Annotated in this window: 19 protein-coding genes; 16 read left to right on the top strand and 3 right to left on the bottom strand. The window is 66.9% G+C overall.

The window, feature by feature from the left end; all coding sequences use genetic code 11:
- Positions 1–94: 94 nt before the first annotated feature.
- Complete coding sequence (locus DVB37_RS09680) at positions 95–1,003, bottom strand: LysR family transcriptional regulator (RefSeq protein WP_120154840.1); 909 nt, start codon at positions 1,001–1,003, stop codon at positions 95–97.
- 125 nt (positions 1,004–1,128) lie between these two features.
- Between DVB37_RS09680 and DVB37_RS09675 the strand changes: the two genes are divergently transcribed.
- The 16 genes from DVB37_RS09675 (at position 1,129) to ccmI (ending at position 15,031) form a co-directional block, all read left to right on the top strand.
- On the top strand, positions 1,129–2,091 hold the full coding sequence (locus DVB37_RS09675; protein WP_120154838.1) for a 3-hydroxyacyl-CoA dehydrogenase family protein: 963 nt from the start codon (positions 1,129–1,131) through the stop codon (positions 2,089–2,091).
- Positions 2,088–2,942, top strand: coding sequence for a 3-keto-5-aminohexanoate cleavage protein (locus tag DVB37_RS09670; protein ID WP_120154836.1), 855 nt, complete (start codon positions 2,088–2,090; stop codon positions 2,940–2,942). Before DVB37_RS09675 ends, DVB37_RS09670 begins: the two co-directional genes overlap by 4 nt.
- Before the next feature lie 309 nt (positions 2,943–3,251).
- The gene (napE, locus tag DVB37_RS09665) at positions 3,252–3,410 is read left to right on the top strand and encodes a periplasmic nitrate reductase, NapE protein (RefSeq protein WP_035212934.1); all 159 of its coding nucleotides are present in this window, start codon (positions 3,252–3,254) and stop codon (positions 3,408–3,410) included.
- Between the two features lie 23 nt (positions 3,411–3,433).
- On the top strand, positions 3,434–3,751 hold the full coding sequence (locus DVB37_RS09660; RefSeq protein WP_046804581.1) for a chaperone NapD: 318 nt from the start codon (positions 3,434–3,436) through the stop codon (positions 3,749–3,751).
- Positions 3,735–6,230 (top strand): periplasmic nitrate reductase subunit alpha, encoded by a 2,496-nt coding sequence (gene napA / locus DVB37_RS09655; protein WP_120154834.1) that lies wholly within the window; start codon positions 3,735–3,737, stop codon positions 6,228–6,230. The genes DVB37_RS09660 and napA overlap by 17 nt, the downstream gene beginning before the upstream one ends.
- A 19-nt stretch (positions 6,231–6,249) precedes the next feature.
- Positions 6,250–6,744: a nitrate reductase cytochrome c-type subunit gene (locus DVB37_RS09650; protein ID WP_104145341.1), complete on the top strand. Its 495-nt coding sequence runs from the start codon at positions 6,250–6,252 to the stop codon at positions 6,742–6,744.
- A 16-nt stretch (positions 6,745–6,760) separates the two neighbouring features.
- The gene (locus tag DVB37_RS09645; RefSeq protein ID WP_104145342.1) at positions 6,761–7,429 is read left to right on the top strand and encodes a cytochrome c3 family protein; all 669 of its coding nucleotides are present in this window, start codon (positions 6,761–6,763) and stop codon (positions 7,427–7,429) included.
- The gene (ccmA, locus tag DVB37_RS09640) at positions 7,416–8,105 is read left to right on the top strand and encodes a heme ABC exporter ATP-binding protein CcmA (protein WP_104145343.1); all 690 of its coding nucleotides are present in this window, start codon (positions 7,416–7,418) and stop codon (positions 8,103–8,105) included. Before DVB37_RS09645 ends, ccmA begins: the two co-directional genes overlap by 14 nt.
- On the top strand, positions 8,071–8,736 hold the full coding sequence (gene ccmB, locus DVB37_RS09635) for a heme exporter protein CcmB (protein WP_104145344.1): 666 nt from the start codon (positions 8,071–8,073) through the stop codon (positions 8,734–8,736). Before ccmA ends, ccmB begins: the two co-directional genes overlap by 35 nt.
- An 8-nt stretch (positions 8,737–8,744) precedes the next feature.
- On the top strand, positions 8,745–9,533 hold the full coding sequence (gene ccmC / locus DVB37_RS09630; protein WP_120154832.1) for a heme ABC transporter permease CcmC: 789 nt from the start codon (positions 8,745–8,747) through the stop codon (positions 9,531–9,533).
- Positions 9,530–9,739, top strand: coding sequence for a heme exporter protein CcmD (ccmD, locus tag DVB37_RS09625; RefSeq protein WP_120154830.1), 210 nt, complete (start codon positions 9,530–9,532; stop codon positions 9,737–9,739). The genes ccmC and ccmD overlap by 4 nt, the downstream gene beginning before the upstream one ends.
- A 70-nt stretch (positions 9,740–9,809) precedes the next feature.
- Entirely contained in the window at positions 9,810–10,337 is a 528-nt protein-coding gene (gene ccmE / locus DVB37_RS09620; protein WP_240434070.1) for a cytochrome c maturation protein CcmE, read from the top strand.
- A complete protein-coding gene (locus DVB37_RS09615) occupies positions 10,334–12,358 on the top strand; it encodes a heme lyase CcmF/NrfE family subunit (protein WP_120154827.1) in 2,025 nt (674 codons plus the stop codon). Before ccmE ends, DVB37_RS09615 begins: the two co-directional genes overlap by 4 nt.
- Positions 12,355–12,876, top strand: a complete 522-nt coding sequence (locus DVB37_RS09610; protein WP_120154825.1) for a DsbE family thiol:disulfide interchange protein — start codon at positions 12,355–12,357, stop codon at positions 12,874–12,876. Before DVB37_RS09615 ends, DVB37_RS09610 begins: the two co-directional genes overlap by 4 nt.
- 182 nt (positions 12,877–13,058) lie before the next feature.
- On the top strand, positions 13,059–13,508 hold the full coding sequence (locus DVB37_RS09605; RefSeq protein ID WP_370512743.1) for a cytochrome c-type biogenesis protein CcmH: 450 nt from the start codon (positions 13,059–13,061) through the stop codon (positions 13,506–13,508).
- A complete protein-coding gene (gene ccmI, locus DVB37_RS09600) occupies positions 13,505–15,031 on the top strand; it encodes a c-type cytochrome biogenesis protein CcmI (RefSeq protein ID WP_120154823.1) in 1,527 nt (508 codons plus the stop codon). The genes DVB37_RS09605 and ccmI overlap by 4 nt, the downstream gene beginning before the upstream one ends.
- 8 nt (positions 15,032–15,039) lie before the next feature.
- On the opposite strand, the gene DVB37_RS09595 is transcribed toward ccmI, so the two are convergent.
- Positions 15,040–18,222 (bottom strand): tetrathionate reductase subunit A, encoded by a 3,183-nt coding sequence (locus DVB37_RS09595; RefSeq protein WP_120154821.1) that lies wholly within the window; start codon positions 18,220–18,222, stop codon positions 15,040–15,042.
- 20 nt (positions 18,223–18,242) lie between these two features.
- Positions 18,243–19,277 carry an NrfD/PsrC family molybdoenzyme membrane anchor subunit gene (gene nrfD, locus DVB37_RS09590; RefSeq protein ID WP_120154819.1) on the bottom strand — a complete coding sequence of 345 codons (1,035 nt, stop codon included), beginning with the start codon at positions 19,275–19,277 and terminating at the stop codon, positions 18,243–18,245.
- Positions 19,278–19,294: the final 17 nt, after the last annotated feature.

Raw genomic sequence — 19,294 nt, 5'->3', positions numbered from 1 at the left:
GCCCATAAACGCCCCTATCAACGCCCCATCAACGCCCCATCAACGCCAGATCAACGACTGAGCAACGACTGAGCAACGACTGAGCAACGCCCCATCACCTCCCCTGCAACGCCAAATATTCCTTCAACGTCCCCACCAACGCCGCCGCCGCTGGCGACAGACTGCGGTTGCGTGACGTGACCAGGCCAATCGATCTTTCCGCCACCGGCCCGATCAGCGGGCGTTGCACGATGGCTGTCTGCGACACCGCGCCGGCGGCGATCTCGGGCAGGGCCGCCACGCCGAAACCGCATTCCACCATCGCCACGATGGTCGTCAGGTGTTCGGCTTCGAACGCGGGCGTGAAGCGGATGCGGTTTTGCAGGAAGGCCCATTCCGTGTATTGCCGCACGCTGCTGGGCTGCACCATCGATACGTGCGCGGCGGTGGCGGTGTCGGCCCAGCGCAGCGGGCCACTTGATCTTGCCAAGGCGTGCGACTCGGGAATCAGCAGCAAAAAGCTGTCGGACATCAGCGGCACGTAGTGCAGGTCGGCGTGCTGGGGGTCGGCGGCGGTCAGCGCGAAGTCCACCTCGCCTGCGCGCACAAGGTCGAACGCGGGGCCGGACAAGGTGTCGCGCACCTTCAGGGCGACGTTGGGGTGTTCCTGTCGATACGCCATCAGCACGCGCGGCAGCAGACGCGCGGCCAGCGACGGCAAGGCGGCGACCGACACTTGGCCCTGCTCGGCGCTGGTGACGCCGCTGACGGCGGCAATGGCGTCGCGGAACGCAACCTGCAAGGTGGCGGCCTGCTGCATGAAGACCTCGCCCGCCGCTGTCAGGCGCACCGTGCGCGTCGTGCGGTCGAACAGCCTTACGCCCAGCGCTTCTTCAATGCGTTGTATCTGCGTGGACAGCGCCGACTGCGACAGATGCAGTTGCGCCGCCGCCTGCCGGAAGTTCAGCGTGCGGCCCAGCACTAGCGTGGTATCGATGTCGCGCATCGAAAGATTGATCTGCATGTCCCCAAAACCTCGGTTTGTATTGATCTGGTTTGTCGATCATTCTATCCAAAAAATCTGATTCATCTATCAAACCGGCTTCTCTACACTCGCCCCCAACGACGATGCAATAACAGGAGCAAACCATGCAGACGGACGCAACTGCGCTGCCCAACCCGGGCGCGGCGCATGCAGTGGTGGTGGGTGGCGGCACGATGGGCGCGGACGTGGCGGTGGTGCTGACGCGCGCCGCCTGCCGCACCACCGTGATCGAATCGAACGCCGAACGCGCGGCGGGCCTGCCCGCGCGCGTGGCCGAAAACCTAAAAACGATCGGGCGCGAGGCCAACGCCCCGCTGCTGGCCACGGCTGCCAGCCTGCATGACGTGGACTGGTCCACCGTGGACCTGGTGATCGAGTGCATACCCGAACGGCTGGACATCAAGCAGGCGCTGTTTGCCGACCTGGCGCGGCGCGCGCGCCCGGACGCCATCCTGGCCAGCAACAGCTCCAGCTTTCCGATCAGCGCCATCAGCCAAGGCCTGGACACGCGTGGCCGCATGTTGGGCCTGCATTTCTTCATGCCCGCGCACCTGGTGCCGCTGGTGGAAGTGGTGCTGGGCGAGGCCAGCGATAACGCCTGCGCCGATTCGTTGATTGCGTTCATGCGCCGTTGCGGCAGCGTGCCGGTCAAGGTCAAGCAAGACCTGCCCGGTTTTCTGGCCAACCGCTTGCAGCACGCGCTGTCGCGCGAGGCGTTTGACCTGATCGACCGCGGCATCGCGTCGCCGGAAGACGTGGACGCCGCCGTGCGCTTCGGTTTCGGCTTTCGCTTCCTGGCGGCCGGCCCCGTCATGCAGCGCGATCACGCCGGCATCGACGTACACGCAGCCGCCGGCGCCACCATGTACCCCACGTTCTGCAACGCCGACCACCCCGCGCGCTGCCTGACCGAACGCGCCGCCGATGGCCGCCACGGCATGAAGGCGGGCGAGGGTTTCTACGCCTGGACGCCCGAAACCATTGCCGCCGAACGTGCCCGCTACGATCGCTTGCTGCGCGCTGGCCTAGACCTCATCAACCCGGAACTGCCGGAGATCCAGCCTTGAACGCCTCTGCCCTGCCGCGCGCCGCGCTGGCCGATTCCCCCGTCATCATCACCGTGGCGCCCAACGGCGCCTACAAAAAAGCCGCCGACCATCCGGCCGTGCCGCTGACCGCCGACGACCTGGCGCGCGAAGCACGCGCCTGCCTGGATGCCGGCGCGGGCATGATGCACATGCACGTGCGCAAGCCGGACGGCAGCCATCTGCTGGACGCCACCGCCTATCGCGACGCCCTGGCCGCCGTGGAACGCGCGGTGGGTCGCGAGTTGCTGGTGCAGGTCACCAGCGAAGCCGCCGGCGTGTACAAGGCGGCCGAGCAGATTGCATTGGTGCGCGAACTGCAACCCGAAGCCGTATCGATCGGGCTGCGCGAAATCGCCGTGCCGGACATTCCCGAAGCCGAGCTTGCGGCGTTTCTGGCGTGGCTGGCCGAGCGCCGCATCATGACGCAGATCATCCTGTACGACGAAGGCGACGTGCGGCGCTGGTTGTCGTTGCGCGCGCGCGGGCTGGTGCCGCCCGGCGCGTGGTCGGTGCTGTTTGTGCTGGGCCGCTACAGCGCCGGGCAGACGTCGTCGGCGTATGACCTGCTGCCATTTCTGGGCGCGTACGATCAGTCCTTGCCCTGGGCGGTGTGCGCGTTTGGCGCCGAGGAAAACGCTTGCGTCACGACGGCGGCGGCGTTTGGCGGCCACATGCGCGTGGGCTTTGAAAATAATTTGAAGCTGCGCGACGGCGGCATCGCGCCGGACAACGCCGCGCTGGTGCGTCAGGCGGCGGACGGCGCACGCGCACTGGGCCGCCCGATCGCCACCGCCGCCGACGCGCGCCGCATCTACGGGGCCATTGCCTGAACCCGTAGACGTATCCCCGCCGCTGCCGGATTGTGGATGGCGGATCGCGTGCCTGATGCCTCGCCGGATCAATCCGGCCAGCGCGTCCGGCACGCTTTTTTTATCGCCCGGCAATCGCGCGTGCGTCGCCGCGCCATTGCCGCGTTCTCGCCTGCCCCCGCCGCGATAGCGCCGCGCCGGGCTTGCTTATTGCAGCGCCGCAAAAGTGTTTCGCCGTCATGCAACATTGACGCAATGTAAAAGCACTGCTAAAAACTTCGACATCCGCACGTTCAATGCAATACCCCGACTTTTCAAGTGAGGTGGTGTGTGCAAAACGAGTCTGATGGCTACACCAAGCCTCAGGAGCTGCGAAGTTTTCTGTTCCTGACGGCTGTCATGGCCCCCGTCCTTACGGTCATCATCGTGGCGGGCTACGGGTTCATCGTCTGGTTCTATCAGCTGATCGCCGGCCCCCCGGGCAGCTGATGCCACGCGACGGAAACCCCTCCATGTCCGCGTTCCCCCCCAATGCGCCGCCCCCGGCGCCGCCCGAGCTGCACATCGCCAGTCTGGTTGTGCATGCCCTGCCCCACCGCTTGCCCGACGTGCGCGCCGCCATCCTGGCGATAGCGGGCTCGGACATCCACGGCGCGTCCGACACCGGCAAGCTGGTCGTCACGCTGGAAGCGCCCACCACCGACGACATGATGGCGCGGATCTCCGAGATCCAGCGCCTGGATGGCGTACTGGCTTCGGCGCTGGTCTACCAGCATGCCGACACGCTGGCCGCGATGAACGAGGAGATTGGCGATGTCCATGGCTCGTAGAGATTTCATCAAGCAATCCGCCGCCGCAGCCGCGGCCACCGTGGCGGGCATTCCCATCGTCGGCATGACGCAAAACATCGTGACCGAATCCGAAGCGGCCAAGCTGAAATGGTCGAAGGCGCCCTGTAGGTTCTGCGGGACCGGCTGCGGCGTGAACGTCGCGGTCAAGGACAACCAGGTCGTGGCCACGCACGGCGATTTCAATGCCGACGTGAACAAGGGGCTGAATTGCGTCAAGGGCTATTTTCTGTCGAAGATCATGTACGGCAACGACCGGCTGACCACGCCGCTGTTGCGCATGAAAGACGGCAAGTACGCCAAGGACGGCGAGTTTGCCCCCGTGTCCTGGGACCAGGCCTTTGACGTGATGGCCGAACAGTTCAAGCGCGTCCTGAAAGACAAGGGACCGACTGCGGTTGGCATGTTCGGCTCGGGCCAATGGACCATCTGGGAAGGCTACGCGGCACTCAAGCTCATGAAGGCGGGGTTCCGGTCCAACAACCTGGACCCGAACGCGCGCCACTGCATGGCGTCGGCGGCGGTGGGTTTCATGCGCACCTTCGGCGCCGACGAACCCATGGGCTGTTATGACGACATCGAGAACGCCGACGCCTTCGTGCTGTGGGGCTCGAACATGGCCGAGATGCACCCCATCTTGTGGACCCGCGTGACCGACCGCCGGCTGTCCGCGCCCAAGACGCGCGTGGTGGTGCTGTCCACCTTCGAGCATCGCTCGTACGAACTGGCCGACCTGACGCTGACCTTCACGCCGCAGACCGACCTGGCCATCCTGAATTACATCGCCAACTACATCATCCAGACCAAGCGGGTGAACCGCGATTTCGTCGACAAGCACACCGTATTTCACGAAGGCAATACCGACATCGGCTATGGCCTGCGCCCCGACCATCCCTTGCAAAAGGCGGCCAAGAACGCGGACAAGGCGGGGGGATCCAAGCCCATCACCTTCGATGAATTCGCCAAGTTCGTCTCGAAATACGACTTGGAATATACGTCCAAGCTGACCGGCGTCCCGCAAAAGCAATTGCAGAATCTGGCCGAACTGTACGCCGACCCGAAAATCCGCGTGACCTCGTTCTGGACGATGGGTTTCAACCAGCACACGCGCGGCGTCTGGGCCAACAACATGGCCTACAACATCCACCTGTTGACGGGTAAGATCTCGACGCCCGGCAACAGCCCGTTCTCGCTGACGGGCCAGCCGTCGGCCTGTGGCACGGCGCGCGAAGTGGGCACGTTTTCGCATCGGCTGCCGGCCGACCTGGTGGTGACCAACCCCAAGCATCGCGCCCACGCGGAAGAAATCTGGCAGTTGCCGGACGGCACCATCCCCGACAAGGTCGGCGCGCACGCGGTGTTGCAGAACCGCATGCTGAAGGACGGCACCATCAACGCCTACTGGGTGATGGTGAACAACAACATGCAGGCCGCCGCCAACCTGATGAACGAAGGGCTGCCCGGCTACCGCAACCCGGCCAACTTCATCGTGGTGTCGGACGCCTACCCCACGGTCACGACCATTTCGGCCGACCTGATCCTGCCCACCGCCATGTGGGTGGAAAAAGAAGGCGCCTACGGCAACGCCGAACGGCGCACGCAGTTCTGGCATCAACTGGTGAACGCGCCCGGCGATGCGCGTTCCGACCTGTGGCAGCTGATGGAGTTTTCCAAGCGCTTCAAGGTGGAAGAAGTCTGGCCGGCTGACCTGCTGGCCAAGAAGCCGGAGTATCGCGGCAAGACGCTGTTTGACGTGCTGTACGCCAACGGCAAAGTCAACAAATTTCCCAATAGCGAATTGAATGCGGAATATGAAAACCAGGAAGCCCGGGCATTCGGCTTCTATGCGCAAAAGGGCTTGTTCGAGGAATATGCCGAGTTCGGCCGGGGCCATGGCCACGACCTGGCCCCCTTCGACACCTACCACGAGGTGCGCGGTTTGCGCTGGCCGGTGGTCAACGGCAAAGAGACGCTGTGGCGCTACCGCGAAGGCAGCGACCCCTACGTGAAGGCGGGCGCGGGCTTTGAGTTCTACGGCCACCCGGACGGCCGCGCCATCATCTATGCCCTGCCTTACGAGCCGCCGCCTGAATCGCCGGACAAGGAATACCCGTTCTGGCTGTCTACCGGCCGCATCCTGGAACACTGGCATTCGGGGTCCATGACGCGGCGCGTGCCCGAGCTGTACCGTGCCTTTCCAAACGCGGTCTGTTTCATGCACCCGGACGACGCGCAGGCCATGGGATTACGGCGGGGCGTGGAAGTCGAAATCGAATCGCGCCGCGGCAAGATGCGCACCCGGCTGGAAACGCGCGGACGCAACAAGCCGCCGCGCGGCCTGGTGTTCGTGCCCTGGTTCGACGCCGGCCAGCTGATCAACAAGGTGACGCTGGACGCCACCGACCCGATCTCGTTCCAGACCGACTTCAAGAAGTGCGCGGTCCGGATCGTCAAGGTTTGACGGCCACGGGGAGACAGCCATGAACCACCGCGCCGCCGCCATCGCCATCGCCATCGCCCTAGTTGCGGGTGTGCTGTTGACTTGCGCCGCCCGCGCTGCCCCGCCGCTGGAGGTCGAAGACCCCATGCGGGGCCCCACGCCCATTGCCGACGAGACCGACCCGCCCTTGATCAGCCCCATCGAGAACAAGGACATCAAGCGGATGCGGACGTATTCGATGCAGCCGCCCACCATTCCGCACAAGATCGATGGCTATCAGATCGACAAAAACTACAACCGCTGCCTGTCCTGCCATGCTCGCGTGAACACCGAGGAAACCCAGGCGCCGCCGCTCAGCGTCACGCATTACATGGACCGCGACAGCAACGTGCTGGCCGAGGTGTCGCCGCGCCGGTATTTCTGTGTGCAATGCCACGTGCCGCAGGCCGAGGCCAAGCCGCTGGTGTCCAACACCTATGAGGACATCGACGTGATCCTCAAGCGCCTGACCGCCCCCGCCACAGGCAAGAAGTAACGGACAGGATGCCGCCATGGTCAAGCTTCTGAAGCGCTACTGGAACATCATCCGCCGCCCCAGCGTGCATTTCAGCCTGGGCTTTCTGACGATAGGCGGTTTCATCGGCGGCATCCTGTTCTGGGGCGCCTTCAACACCGCGATGGAGCTGACCAACACCGAAAAATTCTGCACCGGCTGCCATGAAATGCGCGACAACGTCTACGCGGAATTGAAGGGCACCATCCACTTCACCAACCGCTCCGGCGTGCGCGCGCTGTGTTCCGATTGCCACGTGCCGCACAACTGGACGGACAAGATCGCGCGCAAGATGCAGGCGTCCAAGGAAGTGTGGGGCAAGATCTTCGGCACCATCGACACGCGCGAAAAATTCGTGGACAAGCGGCTGGAACTGGCGCAGCACGAATGGGCACGCTTCAAGGCGAACGATTCGCTGGAATGCCGCAACTGCCACAACTACGAATACATGGACTTCACGCGCCAGAGCGTACGTGCGCAGAATATGCATTCCACGTATCTGGCGGACAAGTCCAAGACCTGTATCGACTGCCACAAGGGCATCGCGCACACGTTGCCGCATATCCCGCCGGCACAAACATCGAACGCAGCGCCGGCGGCCGGCGCAACGAAGGAAATCGCCAAGGCCGGGCCAGCCAAGGTGGAGCCCGCCAATGCGGCCCGCTGACGCGCCCGCGCCCCTGCTGGCCGCCAACGGCCTATGCTGCCCGCGCGGCGGTGTGCCGGGGCAAGGCGTGGGCCCGTTGCACTTTGATGTGCATGCCGGGCAGTTACTGCATCTGCGCGGCGCCAACGGCAGCGGCAAAAGCAGCGTGCTGCGCATGCTGGCCGGTTTGCTGCGGCCCATGGCCGGCTCGTTGCAGGCGCTGGGGCGGGATGTGTTCCGCGACCCGTCGTCGTACTACGCGCGCGTGGCGTATCTGGGCCACGCCAACGCGCTGTGCGGCGACCTGACCGCACTGGAAAATCTGCGCTACTGCCTGCATGTGGCGGGCGTGCCGCAAAGCGATGACGCCATCGCGGCAGGGCTGACGGCCTGGCGCCTGAACGCCTGCCTGCACACACCGGCGGCCCGTTTGTCGCAAGGCCAGGCGCGCCGGGTGGCGCTGGCCGCCGTCATGCTGGGCGGCAAGCCGTTGTGGCTGCTGGACGAGCCCGATGGGGGGCTGGACGCGGCCAGCCTCGAACAACTGTGGACCGAACTGAATGCGCACCTGGACGATGGCGGCGCGGCGGTGGTGGCCTGCCATCGGCAGCCCGCCACCGCTTCCAATCGCTTGCAAACCCTGAACATGGATGACTACGCGGATGCTGGCTACGCTGTCTCAGTTGGTGTTGCGTGACATCCAGCTGGCCTGGCGGCGACCCGCCGACACGCTGGGCGCGACGTTGTTTTTCGTGGTTGCCGGATCGCTGTTTCCGCTGGCGGTCGGCCCCGACCCGGCGCTGCTGCGCGCCATCGGGCCGGGGGTGCTGTGGGTGTGCGCGCTGCTAGGCATCCTGCTAAGCCTGCATCGCCCGTTTTCGCAAGACCACGACACCGGCGCGCTGGAGCAGCTGCTGGTCTCGCCGCATCCGTTGCCGCTGCTGGTGGGCGTGAAGCTGGCGGCGCACTGGTTTAGCGGCTGCGTGCCGTTGATACTGGCCAGCCCCATCCTGGCATTGCAATTCGATCTGCCGCCGCAAGCCATCGGCGTGCTGGTGTTGTCCCTGCTGCTGGGCACGCCCACGCTGGCGTTGGTGGGCGGCCTGGGCGCGGCGCTGACGCTGGGCCTGCGCGGCGCTGCGCTGTTGCCCCTGCTGGTGTTGCCGCTGTATGTGCCGGTGCTGATATTCGGCGCGGGCGCGGTGTCTGCCACGCATGCCGGGTTGGGCGCGGGGCCGCAGCTATCGCTGCTGGGCGCATGCCTGTGCCTGGCGATTCTGCTTTGCCCCTGGAGCGCGTCCGCCGCGCTGCGCGTGGCGTTGGAATGAGGGACCCCATGCAGAAGCGACCTGTCTTCGATTCCGGTTCCATTGCAAGGGCGGACGCAAGCGCCGGCTATGGCTGGATGCGCTATGCCTCTGCCGCGCTGTTCTACCCGCTTGCCGGTCGGCTGATTCCCTGGCTGGCGTTGGCGGCCGCGCTGTTTGGTGCAGCGGGCTTGTACGTGGGCCTGGTCGTCGCGCCGCCGGACAGCCAGCAGGGCGAGGTCTACCGCATTCTGTTCATACACGTGGCGGCCGCCTGGATGTCGATGTTCCTGTACCTGGTGATGGCGGCATATGCCACGCTGGGCCTGGTCTACAACACGCGCCTGTCCTTCATGATGATGCGCGCGCTGGCGCCCACCGGCGCGCTGTTCACGTTCCTGACCTTGTGGACCGGCGCGCTCTGGGGCAAGCCCACCTGGGGCGCGTGGTGGGTCTGGGACGCGCGGCTGACCTCCGAGCTGATTCTGCTATTTCTGTACCTGGGCTTCATCGCGCTGCAAGCGGCCACCGACGATGTGCGCCGGGCCGACCGCGGCGGCGCCATCCTGCTGCTGGCCGGCGTGGTCAACGTGCCGATCATCTATTTTTCGGTGCAATGGTGGAGCACCTTGCATCAGGGCGCATCTATCGGCCTGACCACCGCGCCCAGCATGGCGCGCATCATGGTGGCCGCCATGCTGCTGATGGTGGCGGCGTTCTGGCTGTACAGCGCGGCGGTGGCGCTGGCACGCGTGCGTGGCCTGATCGCGCAACGCGAACCGGGCGCCGTGCGCCCCAGCCGACCGGAGGCGCCATGAGCTGGGACGCGTTGTTCTCGCTGCAAGGCCATGGCCCTTATCTGCTGGGCGCCTACGGCGTGACGGCGGCGCTGATGGCGCTGGAGGTATTTTCGCTATGGCGCCGCGCGCGCAAGCGGTCCGGCATGCGCACGCCGCGCCAGCAGTTCAGCCCGCCCCCATCGCGCGGTTTGTCCGACCCGCCCGCTTCGTCGGGGCGCCCATGAGTCCGTCGAGGCCCCGGTCCATGAGTCCCGCACATGCGCCCGTCCATGAGGCCGTCCATGAGGCCCGTCCATGACCTCGCGTAAGCGCCGCGCATGGGCCATCGCGGGCGGCCTGGCGTTGTTGGCGATGGCCACGGCGCTGGTGCTGAACGCGCTGCAATCGAACCTGGTGTTCTTCTTCAGCCCCAGCCAGGTCGTGGCGAACGAGGCGCCACGCAGCGGCAGCTTTCGCGTGGGGGGTTTAGTCGAACAAGGCTCGGTGCGGCGCGAACCGGACGGCGTCACCTTACGCTTCATCGTGACCGACACCGCGCACACCGTGCCCGTCACCTACCAGGGCCTGCTGCCCGACCTGTTCCGCGAAGGCAAAGGCGTGGTGGTTGCCGGCAAGCTGGATGCCGACGGCGTGTTCCGCGCCACGCAGGTACTGGCCAAGCACGACGAAAACTACATGCCGCCGGAGGCCGCCGACGCGCTCAAGCGCGCGCGCAACGCCCCCAGTGGCGTCGATGGCGCCGATGGCAAGGCCGGCGGCACGCAGGGCAGCGGGGCCAACAACCTTGCCGCTGCCGGCCCCTTGCGCCCGGAGGCCCGATGATTCCCGAGATCGGCCTGTTCAGCCTCATCCTTGCCCTGCTGGTGGCGTTGGCGCAGGCGACGCTGCCACTGATCGGCGCGGCCACCGGCTGGCAGGCAGGGTTGCGCGTGGCACGCCCCGCCGCCGTAGGCCAGTTCTGCCTGACAACGCTGGCCTTCGGCTGCCTGGCGTGGTCGTTCGTCGATAACGATTTTTCGGTGTTGTATGTGGCGGGCAATTCGCATGCCGACCTGCCCGCGGCCTATCGCTTTGCCGCCGTGTGGGGCGGGCACGAGGGCTCGCTCCTGCTGTGGCTGTATCTGTTGTCTGCCTGGACGCTGGCGGTTGCCGTCTTCAGCCACCGCCTGCCCCTGCCCTTTACCGGCCGCGTGCTGGCGGTCATGGGCTGGATCAGCGTGGGCTTTCTGCTGTTCATGCTGTTCCTGTCCAACCCGTTCGAACGGTTGATGCCGCCCGCCATGGCCGGCCGCGACCTGAACCCGCTGCTGCAAGACCCCGGCATGATCGTGCACCCGCCGATGCTGTACATGGGCTACGTGGGTTTTTCCGTGGCCTTCGCCTTTGCCATCGCGGCGCTATTGTCCGGTGAGCTGGACGCGCTATGGGCGCGCTGGGTGCGGCCATGGACCTTGGCCGCGTGGACGTTCCTGACCGTGGGCATCCTGCTGGGCAGCGCATGGGCCTACTACGTGCTGGGCTGGGGGGGCTGGTGGTTCTGGGACCCCGTCGAAAACGCGTCGTTCATGCCCTGGCTGGCTGGCACTGCGCTGATCCATTCGCTGATCGTCACCGAGCGCCGGGGCGCATTTCGCAGCTGGACGGTGCTGCTGGCCGTCTGCACGTTTTCACTCAGCATCCTGGGCACGTTCCTGGTCCGGTCGGGCGTGCTGACATCCGTGCATGCGTTTGCCGTGGACCCGGGACGCGGCCTGTACATCCTGGCCTTCATGACGGTGATCGTCGGCGGCTCGCTGGCGCTGTACGCGTGGCGCGCGCCGTCGGTGGGCCTGGGCGGCGGGTTTTCGTTGCTCTCGCGCGAATCCCTGTTGCTGTCCAACAATGTGGTGCTGACGGTGGCGGCGGGCGCGGTGCTGTTGGGCACGCTGTACCCCGTGGTGCTGGACGTATTGGACTGGGGCAAGATATCCATCGGCCCGCCCTACTTCGAAGCGGTGTTCGTGCCGCTGATGACGCCGGCGATCTTCTTGATGGGCGTGGGCCCGGTCGCGCGCTGGAAACAGGCCGAAGTGCCCGACCTGGCGCGCCGCCTGCGAGCGGCCTTCGCCGTCAGCGTCGCAACCGCCGTGGTTCTGCCGCTGGCCATGCCCGGGCCGGCGCGGCTGGGCTCGCCGCTGGTCATGCTTGGGCTGTGGCTGGCCGCCTGGTCAGTAGCCTCCTGCGGCGCGCACGCGTGGCAACGCTTGAACGACGGCGCCCACGGACAATGGCTGCGCCGCCTGGCTCGGCAGCCGCGATCCTGGTACGGCATGCTGCTGGCGCACGCGGGCATCGGCGTCTTCATCGCGGGCGTCACGTTGGCCAACGGCTATGAAGTCAAACACGAGATCCGCATGGACGTCGGCGCCACCCAGGAAGCGGGCGGCTACGCATTCAAGTTTGCCGGCATCGCGCCCGCCACCGGCCCCAACTACACCGCCCAGCGCGCCGAATTCATCGTCACGCGCGATGGCAAACCCGTGGTGACGCTGTATCCCGAAAAACGCCTGTACACCGTGCAGGACATGGCGCTAAGCCAGGCCGACATCGACACCGGCCCCACGCGCGACCTGTTCGTGGCGCTGGGCGAACCGGTGGACGATGCCGGCGGTAACACGGCCTGGACGGTGCGCATCCAGGTCAAGCCCTTCATGACGTGGATCTGGGCCGGGTGCCTGTTGATGGCGCTGGGCGGCTTGCTGGCGGCGGGCGACAAGCGCTATCGCCGGCAGCAGGAAGCCGTCGCACGCCAGAACCCGCCCGCCGTGGCACCGGCCCGGCGTCAAGCCCGGGAGGGCTATTGATGCGCTACGCGCTGCCGCTGGCTGTCTTCATGGCAATGGCCGTGTTCCTGGCGATGGGGCTGTCGCGAGACCCGCGCACCGTGCCATCGGCGATGATCGACAAGCCCGCCCCCGCCATCAACCTGCCCGTGCTGCAATCGCCCGGCGAACGGCTGGACGTGCAAGCGCTGCGCGGGCAGGTGTGGCTGCTGAACGTGTGGGCATCCTGGTGCGCGCCGTGCCAGGAAGAAGTGCCCGTGCTGCGCGAGGCCGCCCGGCAATATGCCATTCCGCTGTACGGGCTGAACTACAAAGATCAGCCGGACGACGCCGCCGCCTGGCTGGCACGCAACGGCAACCCGTACGTCGCGTCGGCCAGCGACACGGACGGGCGCGTGGGCATTGAATATGGCGTGTACGGCGTGCCGGAGACCTTCGTGATCGACGGCGCGGGCCGCATCCGCCACAAGCATCTGGGCTTGATCACACCCGACATCTTTCGGTCGCGGATATTGCCGATCATCGAGGCGCTGAAATGAGACGGCGGCATAAACCCGGGATAGCAGGATTGACGGAGCTAAGGCCAACGCTGCCGTCGGAACCGGCGCGAACATCGACGGCCGTCTTGGCGTTCTTGCCGCCGTTCTTGCCGCCGTTCTTGGTGTCGTTCGTGATGCCACTCGTGATGTCACTCGTGATGCCAGTCTTGATGTCGCTCGTGATGTCATTCGCGTTGTCATTCGGCGCATCAGCTGTGCAGGCCGCTTCGCCGCCCGCCCCTGCCGCCCTGCCCGCGCTATCGCCCGCCGACCAGCAACGCGCCGACAAGCTGGCGCACGGGTTGCGCTGCCTGGTCTGCCAGAACCAGAGCCTGGCTGACTCCAACGCGCCGCTGGCGCATGACATGCGCAAGCTGATCCACGCGCAACTGGCCGACGGCCGCAGCGACGCGCAAATCATGCGTTTCTTTGAAGACCGCTATGGCGACTTCGTGCGCTACGACCCGCCCTTCAAACCCATAACGTGGTTGCTGTGGCTGGGGCCGTTCGCCCTGCTGGCGTTGGGCTTCTGGGTGTTGCTGCGCACCCTGAAGCGGCGCGCCGTGGCGCGCGCGCCGCTGACGGCCGACGAGCGCGCACGCGCCGCGAACTTTCTGGACACCGGCCCATGACCACGCTCTGGATCGTCGTCGTGCTGCTGTTGCTGGCGACCTTGCTATGCCTCATCCCACCTCTGCTGCGCCGCGCGCCGTCCACCGCGCCCGCCGCTGACGAAAGCCTGCGCGCTTTCTATCTGGCGCAGCGCGAGCAATTGCAGCGCGACGTGCGCAGCGGCAGCCTGACGCCCCAGGCCAGGCTGCGCGCGGAAGAAGAATTGCAGCGAGAACTGCTGCAAGACCTGGCGGCCAGGCAGCCCCGCGTGGGACCGGCGGGCGGCCAGCGCGCCGCCTTGGCCGCCGCCTGCCTGTTGAGCGTGCTGGTGCCCGTGGCTGCCGTGTTGCTATACGGCAAGCTGGGCAATCCGCGCGCGGTGGCGGACATGACGGCCACGCGCGCAGCGCCCGCGCATGCCAACATGGCGCGCGGCAACGCGGCGAACGGTGTACAGAACGGTGTGGGGATCGACCCGTCGATTGGTTTGCAGAACGGTGCTGCGAGCGACCCGGCAATCGGTGCGGCGCCGAATAATCCGGCAGCCAATGACAACGACAGTGACAGCGCCAACGACATGGCCATGGCCATCAACGCCTTGGCCCGGCGGCTGCGCGCCGCCCCGGACGATGCCGACGGCTGGTACATGCTGGCGCGGTCCTACGAAACGCTGGGGCGCTATACGGACGCCGTGGCCGCGTATCGGCAGGTGTTGCGCCTGGTGCCGGGCCAACCCGTCGTCTTGGCGGACCTGGCCGACGCGTTGTTGTCCGCCAACCAGGGCAAGCCCGACGCCAACGCCATCGCGGCGGTGGCCGAGGCGCTGGCCAATGACCCGGACCAGCCCAAGGCGCTGGCGCTGGCCGGCATGATGGCGTTGCGTCGGGGCGACGCCGCCGAGGCGCTGGGCCATTGGCAGCGGCTGCAAGCGTTGCTGCCGGCGGACTCCGACGCCGCGCGCCAGATCCAGTCGAACATCGCGCAGGCACGCGCCATGGCGGCCGGCGCATCGGTCTTGCCGACGACTGGCGTCAAAGACGGAGCACCGGTCATGCCGGCAACTGACGCCAAAGACAACGAACCGAGCATGCCGACCCGTGGCGCCCCAGGCGGCGAACCCGTCATGCCGGCCAGCGGCCTTCAGGCCGGCGCACCGTCGGCCAACAACGCAAGCGCTAATGGCAACGCCACGGCTAGCCCCGCCCGTCTATCCGGCACGGCGCGCATCGCCGGCGCGCTTCGCGATCAGGTGCAGCCTGGCGATACCGTCTTCATCCTGGCGCGCCCCGTCACGGGCTCGCGCATGCCGCTGGCCATCACGCAGTGGCGCGTCTCTGACCTGCCGCGCGCCTTTGTGCTGGATGACGGCAGCGCCATGTCGCCGGACGCAACGCTGTCCAAGGCCAGCCGCGTCCGCGTCGAGATCCGCATCAGCCGCTCGGGCAAGGCGGCGGCCCAACCCGGCGACCTGTCGGGCGTGCTGCCCGACGTGGACATCCGGGCCAGCGACCTGGAGCTGGTGGCAGACACCGTGGTGCGCTGACGCGCGCCTCAGACCCGCTCGATCCGCGCCGGCAAGCCCTGGCGCACGGCGGCGCCGGATACCCAGTCGATCCACACGTTGGCGTGCACGCCACGCGTGGCGTCGCCAAAGCCCAGGTCATTCAGGTTGACCCCCGCCGCCAGCGACGCGTCGTGCGGCATGGGTTTGCCGTCAATGAGGTGCGCCCGCGCGCCCAGCTCGGTATGGCCGTATCCGTGTTCGATGCCGACCGCGCCCGGCTGGATGCCATCACGCAACAGCGCCAGCCCGCTCACCGCGCCGCCCGGCGTCACGATGCGCACCGCGTCGCCGTTGCGGATGCCCAGCCGTTCGCCGTCCTGGCGGTTGATCGACACCGGGTTATGCGGATGCACCTGCCGAAGCCGGTTCACCCCGATCGACATCGAGCTCATCAGATTCGACTTGAACGAAGTCAGCAAGAACGGCCAATCCTGCGCGGGATACTCGGCGCGCACGTCGCGGCCATCCGCCAGGCGCGGCGGATACCACGTGGGACAGCCGCTATAACGCTCGCCGGTCATGGCGTGGCGGAACCCGGCAAGGTCCTCGCTCCATACGTGCAGCGGCTTGGTGTACGCGGCGCGCGTCTGCCGGCCCGAACCGCTTTGCACCCAGGCGTCGTCCATCTTGTCGAAACGCCCGCCCCGGCTCATCAGCATCGCCACCTGCCGCCACTCGCCCGGTTTCAGCTTGCGTTGCAGCAGGTCGCGATAGCGTTCCACCCCGGTCAAGGCCATGTCTTCGTCGGTGGCCTCGGGCACGGCGCGTCCGCCCGCGAACGCGATATTGGCCATGCCGCGCAAAAAGAAGTCCTGGGGCGTGTCCAGCGCGTGCTTGCCGCCGTCCTTGTCCGTGATGGCGTTGGCGCCAAAGCCCGGCATGCCCAGGCGTTTGGCGCAGGCGATCAGGAAGGTTTCCAGGCAGACCGGTTCATCGGTGGCGGTGCGCGCCACCAACGGCTGCACGGCCGGCCAGCGCACGGTGGACGCCTTGGCGACCACGTCGGCCCACGGCGCCGACACGCCCCAGCTTTCATAGGTAACGGTGTCGGGCACGATGTAGTCGGCCAGCGCGTTGGTCTCGTTGATGAACGGGTTGATCGACACCGACAGCGGCAGAATGCGCGGGTCCTTCATCTTGTCGGCCAGCAGGGACTTGAAGCCCGCGATGCCGTAGACCGGGTTGCTCATGTGGTTGAACCACACCTTGGCGCGATACGGGTACCCCGCCAGCGCGGAGGCCAGCATCTCGGAACTTAGCCCGCCGGTGGCCGGATACCACGGCGCCGATGCCGGATAGGCAGGCTGGCCCGCCGCCTTCTTGCGCGAGAATTCGCTGGATTTCTCGTAGGGAAAACGGTTGCGCGACAAGGCAACGCCCTTGGGCGTGGCGCGGTTGGCAAAGCCGGCGATGTTGTAGCGCGGGCCCGGGCCGTAAGGCGGGAACGGGCCGGCGTCCAGCACCAGGCCACCGTCCACGTTCAGGTTGCCCACCAGCGTGTTGAGCATGGCGATGGCGTAGGCGGTGTAGAAGCCTGCGCCGCTCATCGTGCCGCCATGCGCGTCGGCCACGGCGCGCTTGCCGTAGCTGGTGAAGCGCTGCGCCAGCTGGGCGATCTTTTCCGCCGGCACGCCGCACAGGTCGGCGTATTCATCCAGCGATTTGCGATGCGATTCCTCGCGCAGCAGGGTCAGCGACGAACAGACGCGCAGCGCATCGGGCGCGCCCGCCAGGCCCGGTGCAGCGATGCGTTCGTCCACGAACAACGTCGCGGGCGATGCGTCCGTGTGCGGGGCCAGCGTGCCATCATCACGACGCACCACGTACACGTCTTCCCACTTGTCGCCGGCGTCCGTGGGGCGCGGCCAGCCCATGTCCGCGCCTCGCAAAAAAGTGCCCAGGCGCGGGTGGCCGGGTTCGGCCACGACCAGATGCGTGGCGTTGGTCCAGGCGGCCTCGCCCGCCGCCTTCATGGCCTGCGGCCCGGGCTGCGCCAGCGCCTTGGCGTCAAAGCGTTCGTTGTCCAGAATCCAGCGGATCAGGCCCATGGCCAACGCCAGGTCGCTGGCGGGATTCACGGGCACCCATTCATTGCCGGAACCGGCCGACAGGCTGGACGAGGCCGGCAATACCGGCGACACGACCACGTAGGTAAAGCTGTCGGCCTGCGGACGCACGCGCGCCTCGGCCAACTGCCGGGCCTGGCGCTGGAACGGATTGCCGGCCTGCGCGGGCGCCGCCCCGATGAAGAGGCCGAAACGCGCGTTGTCCCAATCCGGCTTGCCATGGGGCATGCCCTTCAGGTCGCCCAATGCGGCGCCCGCGCCCACCCGAAAGCTCTGTCCGCAATACGACCCGTGATTACTGAAATTGACGGTGCCGAAAGACTGCGCGGCAAAGCGCTGGATCAGCGGCGTGCGGCCTTCGTTGGACGCATCCGTGAACAGGAATTGGTTGACGCGCGCGCCGTACTCGGGGTTTTCCGGGTCCAGCAGCGTGTCGCGGTCATAGATGGCGCGCAGCCCGTCAACATGGCCTTCGCCGAACAGGTCGCCGCCTTCGCACACTTCCTGCACCAGCTGCTCGAACGAAATGCTTTGCCACTTGCCTTCCCCGCGCGCACCCACGCGCTTTAGCGGTTGCAGCACGCGGTACGGGCTGTGCATCTGTTCAAGCATGGCCGAGCCGCGCGCGCAGGACGTGGCGCGCCCTTCCAGCCCGTTGTCGCCGCCCAGCTGCGCGTAGACCTCGCGCACGGGCGCTTCCATGGCCGCCGGCCGCGTCGTGGCCAAGGGGTGGTATGGGTTGCCGGCCACACGCAGAATGCGGTTTTGCGCGGTGTCCACGCGCAGGCGCACGCCGCACTGTGTCCAGCAGCCCAGGCAGCTGGACGGGCTGACTGTCTGGCCCGGCTGGGCGCTCAAGACGCCGGTCAGCGGGTCGATGCGAAATTCGGGCGTCAACGAGTTGCCGCGCACCGCGTGCGCGGTCGGCACACCGGCCGTGCCCTGGGCCAGGCCCTTGACGGCCCGCGCCACCGTTTCGCCGTAGCCGGCCGCGAAGGCGGCCATGCCACCGGCGACCATGCCGCCGCGCACCATCAGCTTGCGCCGGGCCGTGTCATCCGGCGTGTCCACGCCGGGCTTGTCGTCTTCGTGTTGCTTGTTCATTGCTTCGTGTTCCATTGCGGTCAGCCCGCCAAGCCGCGCTTGCGCGCCGGGTAGCTTTCCAGGGCCCAGGTCACCGCCGTGATCAGCGCCGCGCACAGCCCCAGCACCCCAACCATGCCCAGCAGCCCATCGCTGCCCCACGGCATGTCGTACAGATACAGGCCCGCGCCATACTTGGGCACGCCCTGCACGCTCATGAAGACCACCCAGCGGAAGATCCAGGCGGCGCCCAGCATCATCAGCGCCAACGTGGCCGAGGGCAGCGGTGCGGCAAGCGCTTGGGCCGGCCGTTGCAACAACGCAATCATGCAAAGGCCCGTGATAACCGCGCCCGCCAGGCTGATGCGCCAGATGGGAAAGTCGGCGAACAGCCGCAACGCCGCGTCAAACGACGGGTCCGCGCCCAACAGGCCCAAGCCCGCCCAGGCGCCCGCGCCCACCGCCATCAAAATCACGGCGGACAAGCTCAGCCCGCGCAACGTCTCCACCGGCAAGGCCTTCATGCCGCCGGGCAACCAGCGGCCCACCAGGAACATGGCGCCCAACGCGCCCAGCCAGGCCGTCAACGCGAAGTTCACGGGCAGGAACGCCGTGTGCCACAGGGGCCGCGACCGCAGCACCATGACTTCGGCGCCGGTGTAGACCAGGATGGACGCGGCAGACAGCGCCAGCCCGACCGCCAACACGCGCAGCCAACCGATGCGCCCCCACCACCACGCCGCGCAAAACAGCACCGACAGGCCGACGAATACAGGCAGCAACAAGGCGCCCAGCCACATCCACGACCAGGGCGTCAGGTGCGCATAGAAGTGCCAGAATCGGCCGGGCTGATGCAAGTCGGCTAGCAGAGAAACTGGCGCGGCGATGGCGCTGACCAGCAGCACGGCCACGGCGGCCGGCAACAAACGGCGCAACGGCGACCCCGCCTGGCCGAAAGCGGCGAAGGCGGCGGTCAGCGCCGTGGTGGCCGCGATGCCGATAAGAAAGAAATACTGCACGGCCCAAGGCAGCCAGGCGGCGTCGTAAACCGGCGTGAGCAATTCCGAGATCTGCATGAAAGTCCCCTTTGATG

This window comes from Achromobacter sp. B7, from assembly GCF_003600685.1.
GTDB classification, from domain to species: domain Bacteria; phylum Pseudomonadota; class Gammaproteobacteria; order Burkholderiales; family Burkholderiaceae_B; genus Achromobacter; species Achromobacter spanius_B.
Note: the sequence above shows the minus strand (reverse complement) of the source record. Positions and strands in the feature narration are given on the sequence as shown.

Coding starts and splice junctions, on each gene's coding strand:
- DVB37_RS09680 (WP_120154840.1), bottom strand. CDS start 1,003: ATGCAGATCAATCTTTCGATGCGCGACATCGATACCACGCTAGTGCTG.
- DVB37_RS09675 (WP_120154838.1), top strand. CDS start 1,129: ATGCAGACGGACGCAACTGCGCTGCCCAACCCGGGCGCGGCGCATGCA.
- DVB37_RS09660 (WP_046804581.1), top strand. CDS start 3,434: ATGTCCGCGTTCCCCCCCAATGCGCCGCCCCCGGCGCCGCCCGAGCTG.
- napA (WP_120154834.1), top strand. CDS start 3,735: ATGTCCATGGCTCGTAGAGATTTCATCAAGCAATCCGCCGCCGCAGCC.
- DVB37_RS09650 (WP_104145341.1), top strand. CDS start 6,250: ATGAACCACCGCGCCGCCGCCATCGCCATCGCCATCGCCCTAGTTGCG.
- DVB37_RS09645 (WP_104145342.1), top strand. CDS start 6,761: ATGGTCAAGCTTCTGAAGCGCTACTGGAACATCATCCGCCGCCCCAGC.
- ccmA (WP_104145343.1), top strand. CDS start 7,416: ATGCGGCCCGCTGACGCGCCCGCGCCCCTGCTGGCCGCCAACGGCCTA.
- ccmB (WP_104145344.1), top strand. CDS start 8,071: ATGCTGGCTACGCTGTCTCAGTTGGTGTTGCGTGACATCCAGCTGGCC.
- ccmC (WP_120154832.1), top strand. CDS start 8,745: ATGCAGAAGCGACCTGTCTTCGATTCCGGTTCCATTGCAAGGGCGGAC.
- ccmD (WP_120154830.1), top strand. CDS start 9,530: ATGAGCTGGGACGCGTTGTTCTCGCTGCAAGGCCATGGCCCTTATCTG.
- ccmE (WP_240434070.1), top strand. CDS start 9,810: ATGACCTCGCGTAAGCGCCGCGCATGGGCCATCGCGGGCGGCCTGGCG.
- DVB37_RS09615 (WP_120154827.1), top strand. CDS start 10,334: ATGATTCCCGAGATCGGCCTGTTCAGCCTCATCCTTGCCCTGCTGGTG.
- DVB37_RS09605 (WP_370512743.1), top strand. CDS start 13,059: ATGTCATTCGCGTTGTCATTCGGCGCATCAGCTGTGCAGGCCGCTTCG.
- ccmI (WP_120154823.1), top strand. CDS start 13,505: ATGACCACGCTCTGGATCGTCGTCGTGCTGCTGTTGCTGGCGACCTTG.
- DVB37_RS09595 (WP_120154821.1), bottom strand. CDS start 18,222: ATGAACAAGCAACACGAAGACGACAAGCCCGGCGTGGACACGCCGGAT.
- nrfD (WP_120154819.1), bottom strand. CDS start 19,277: ATGCAGATCTCGGAATTGCTCACGCCGGTTTACGACGCCGCCTGGCTG.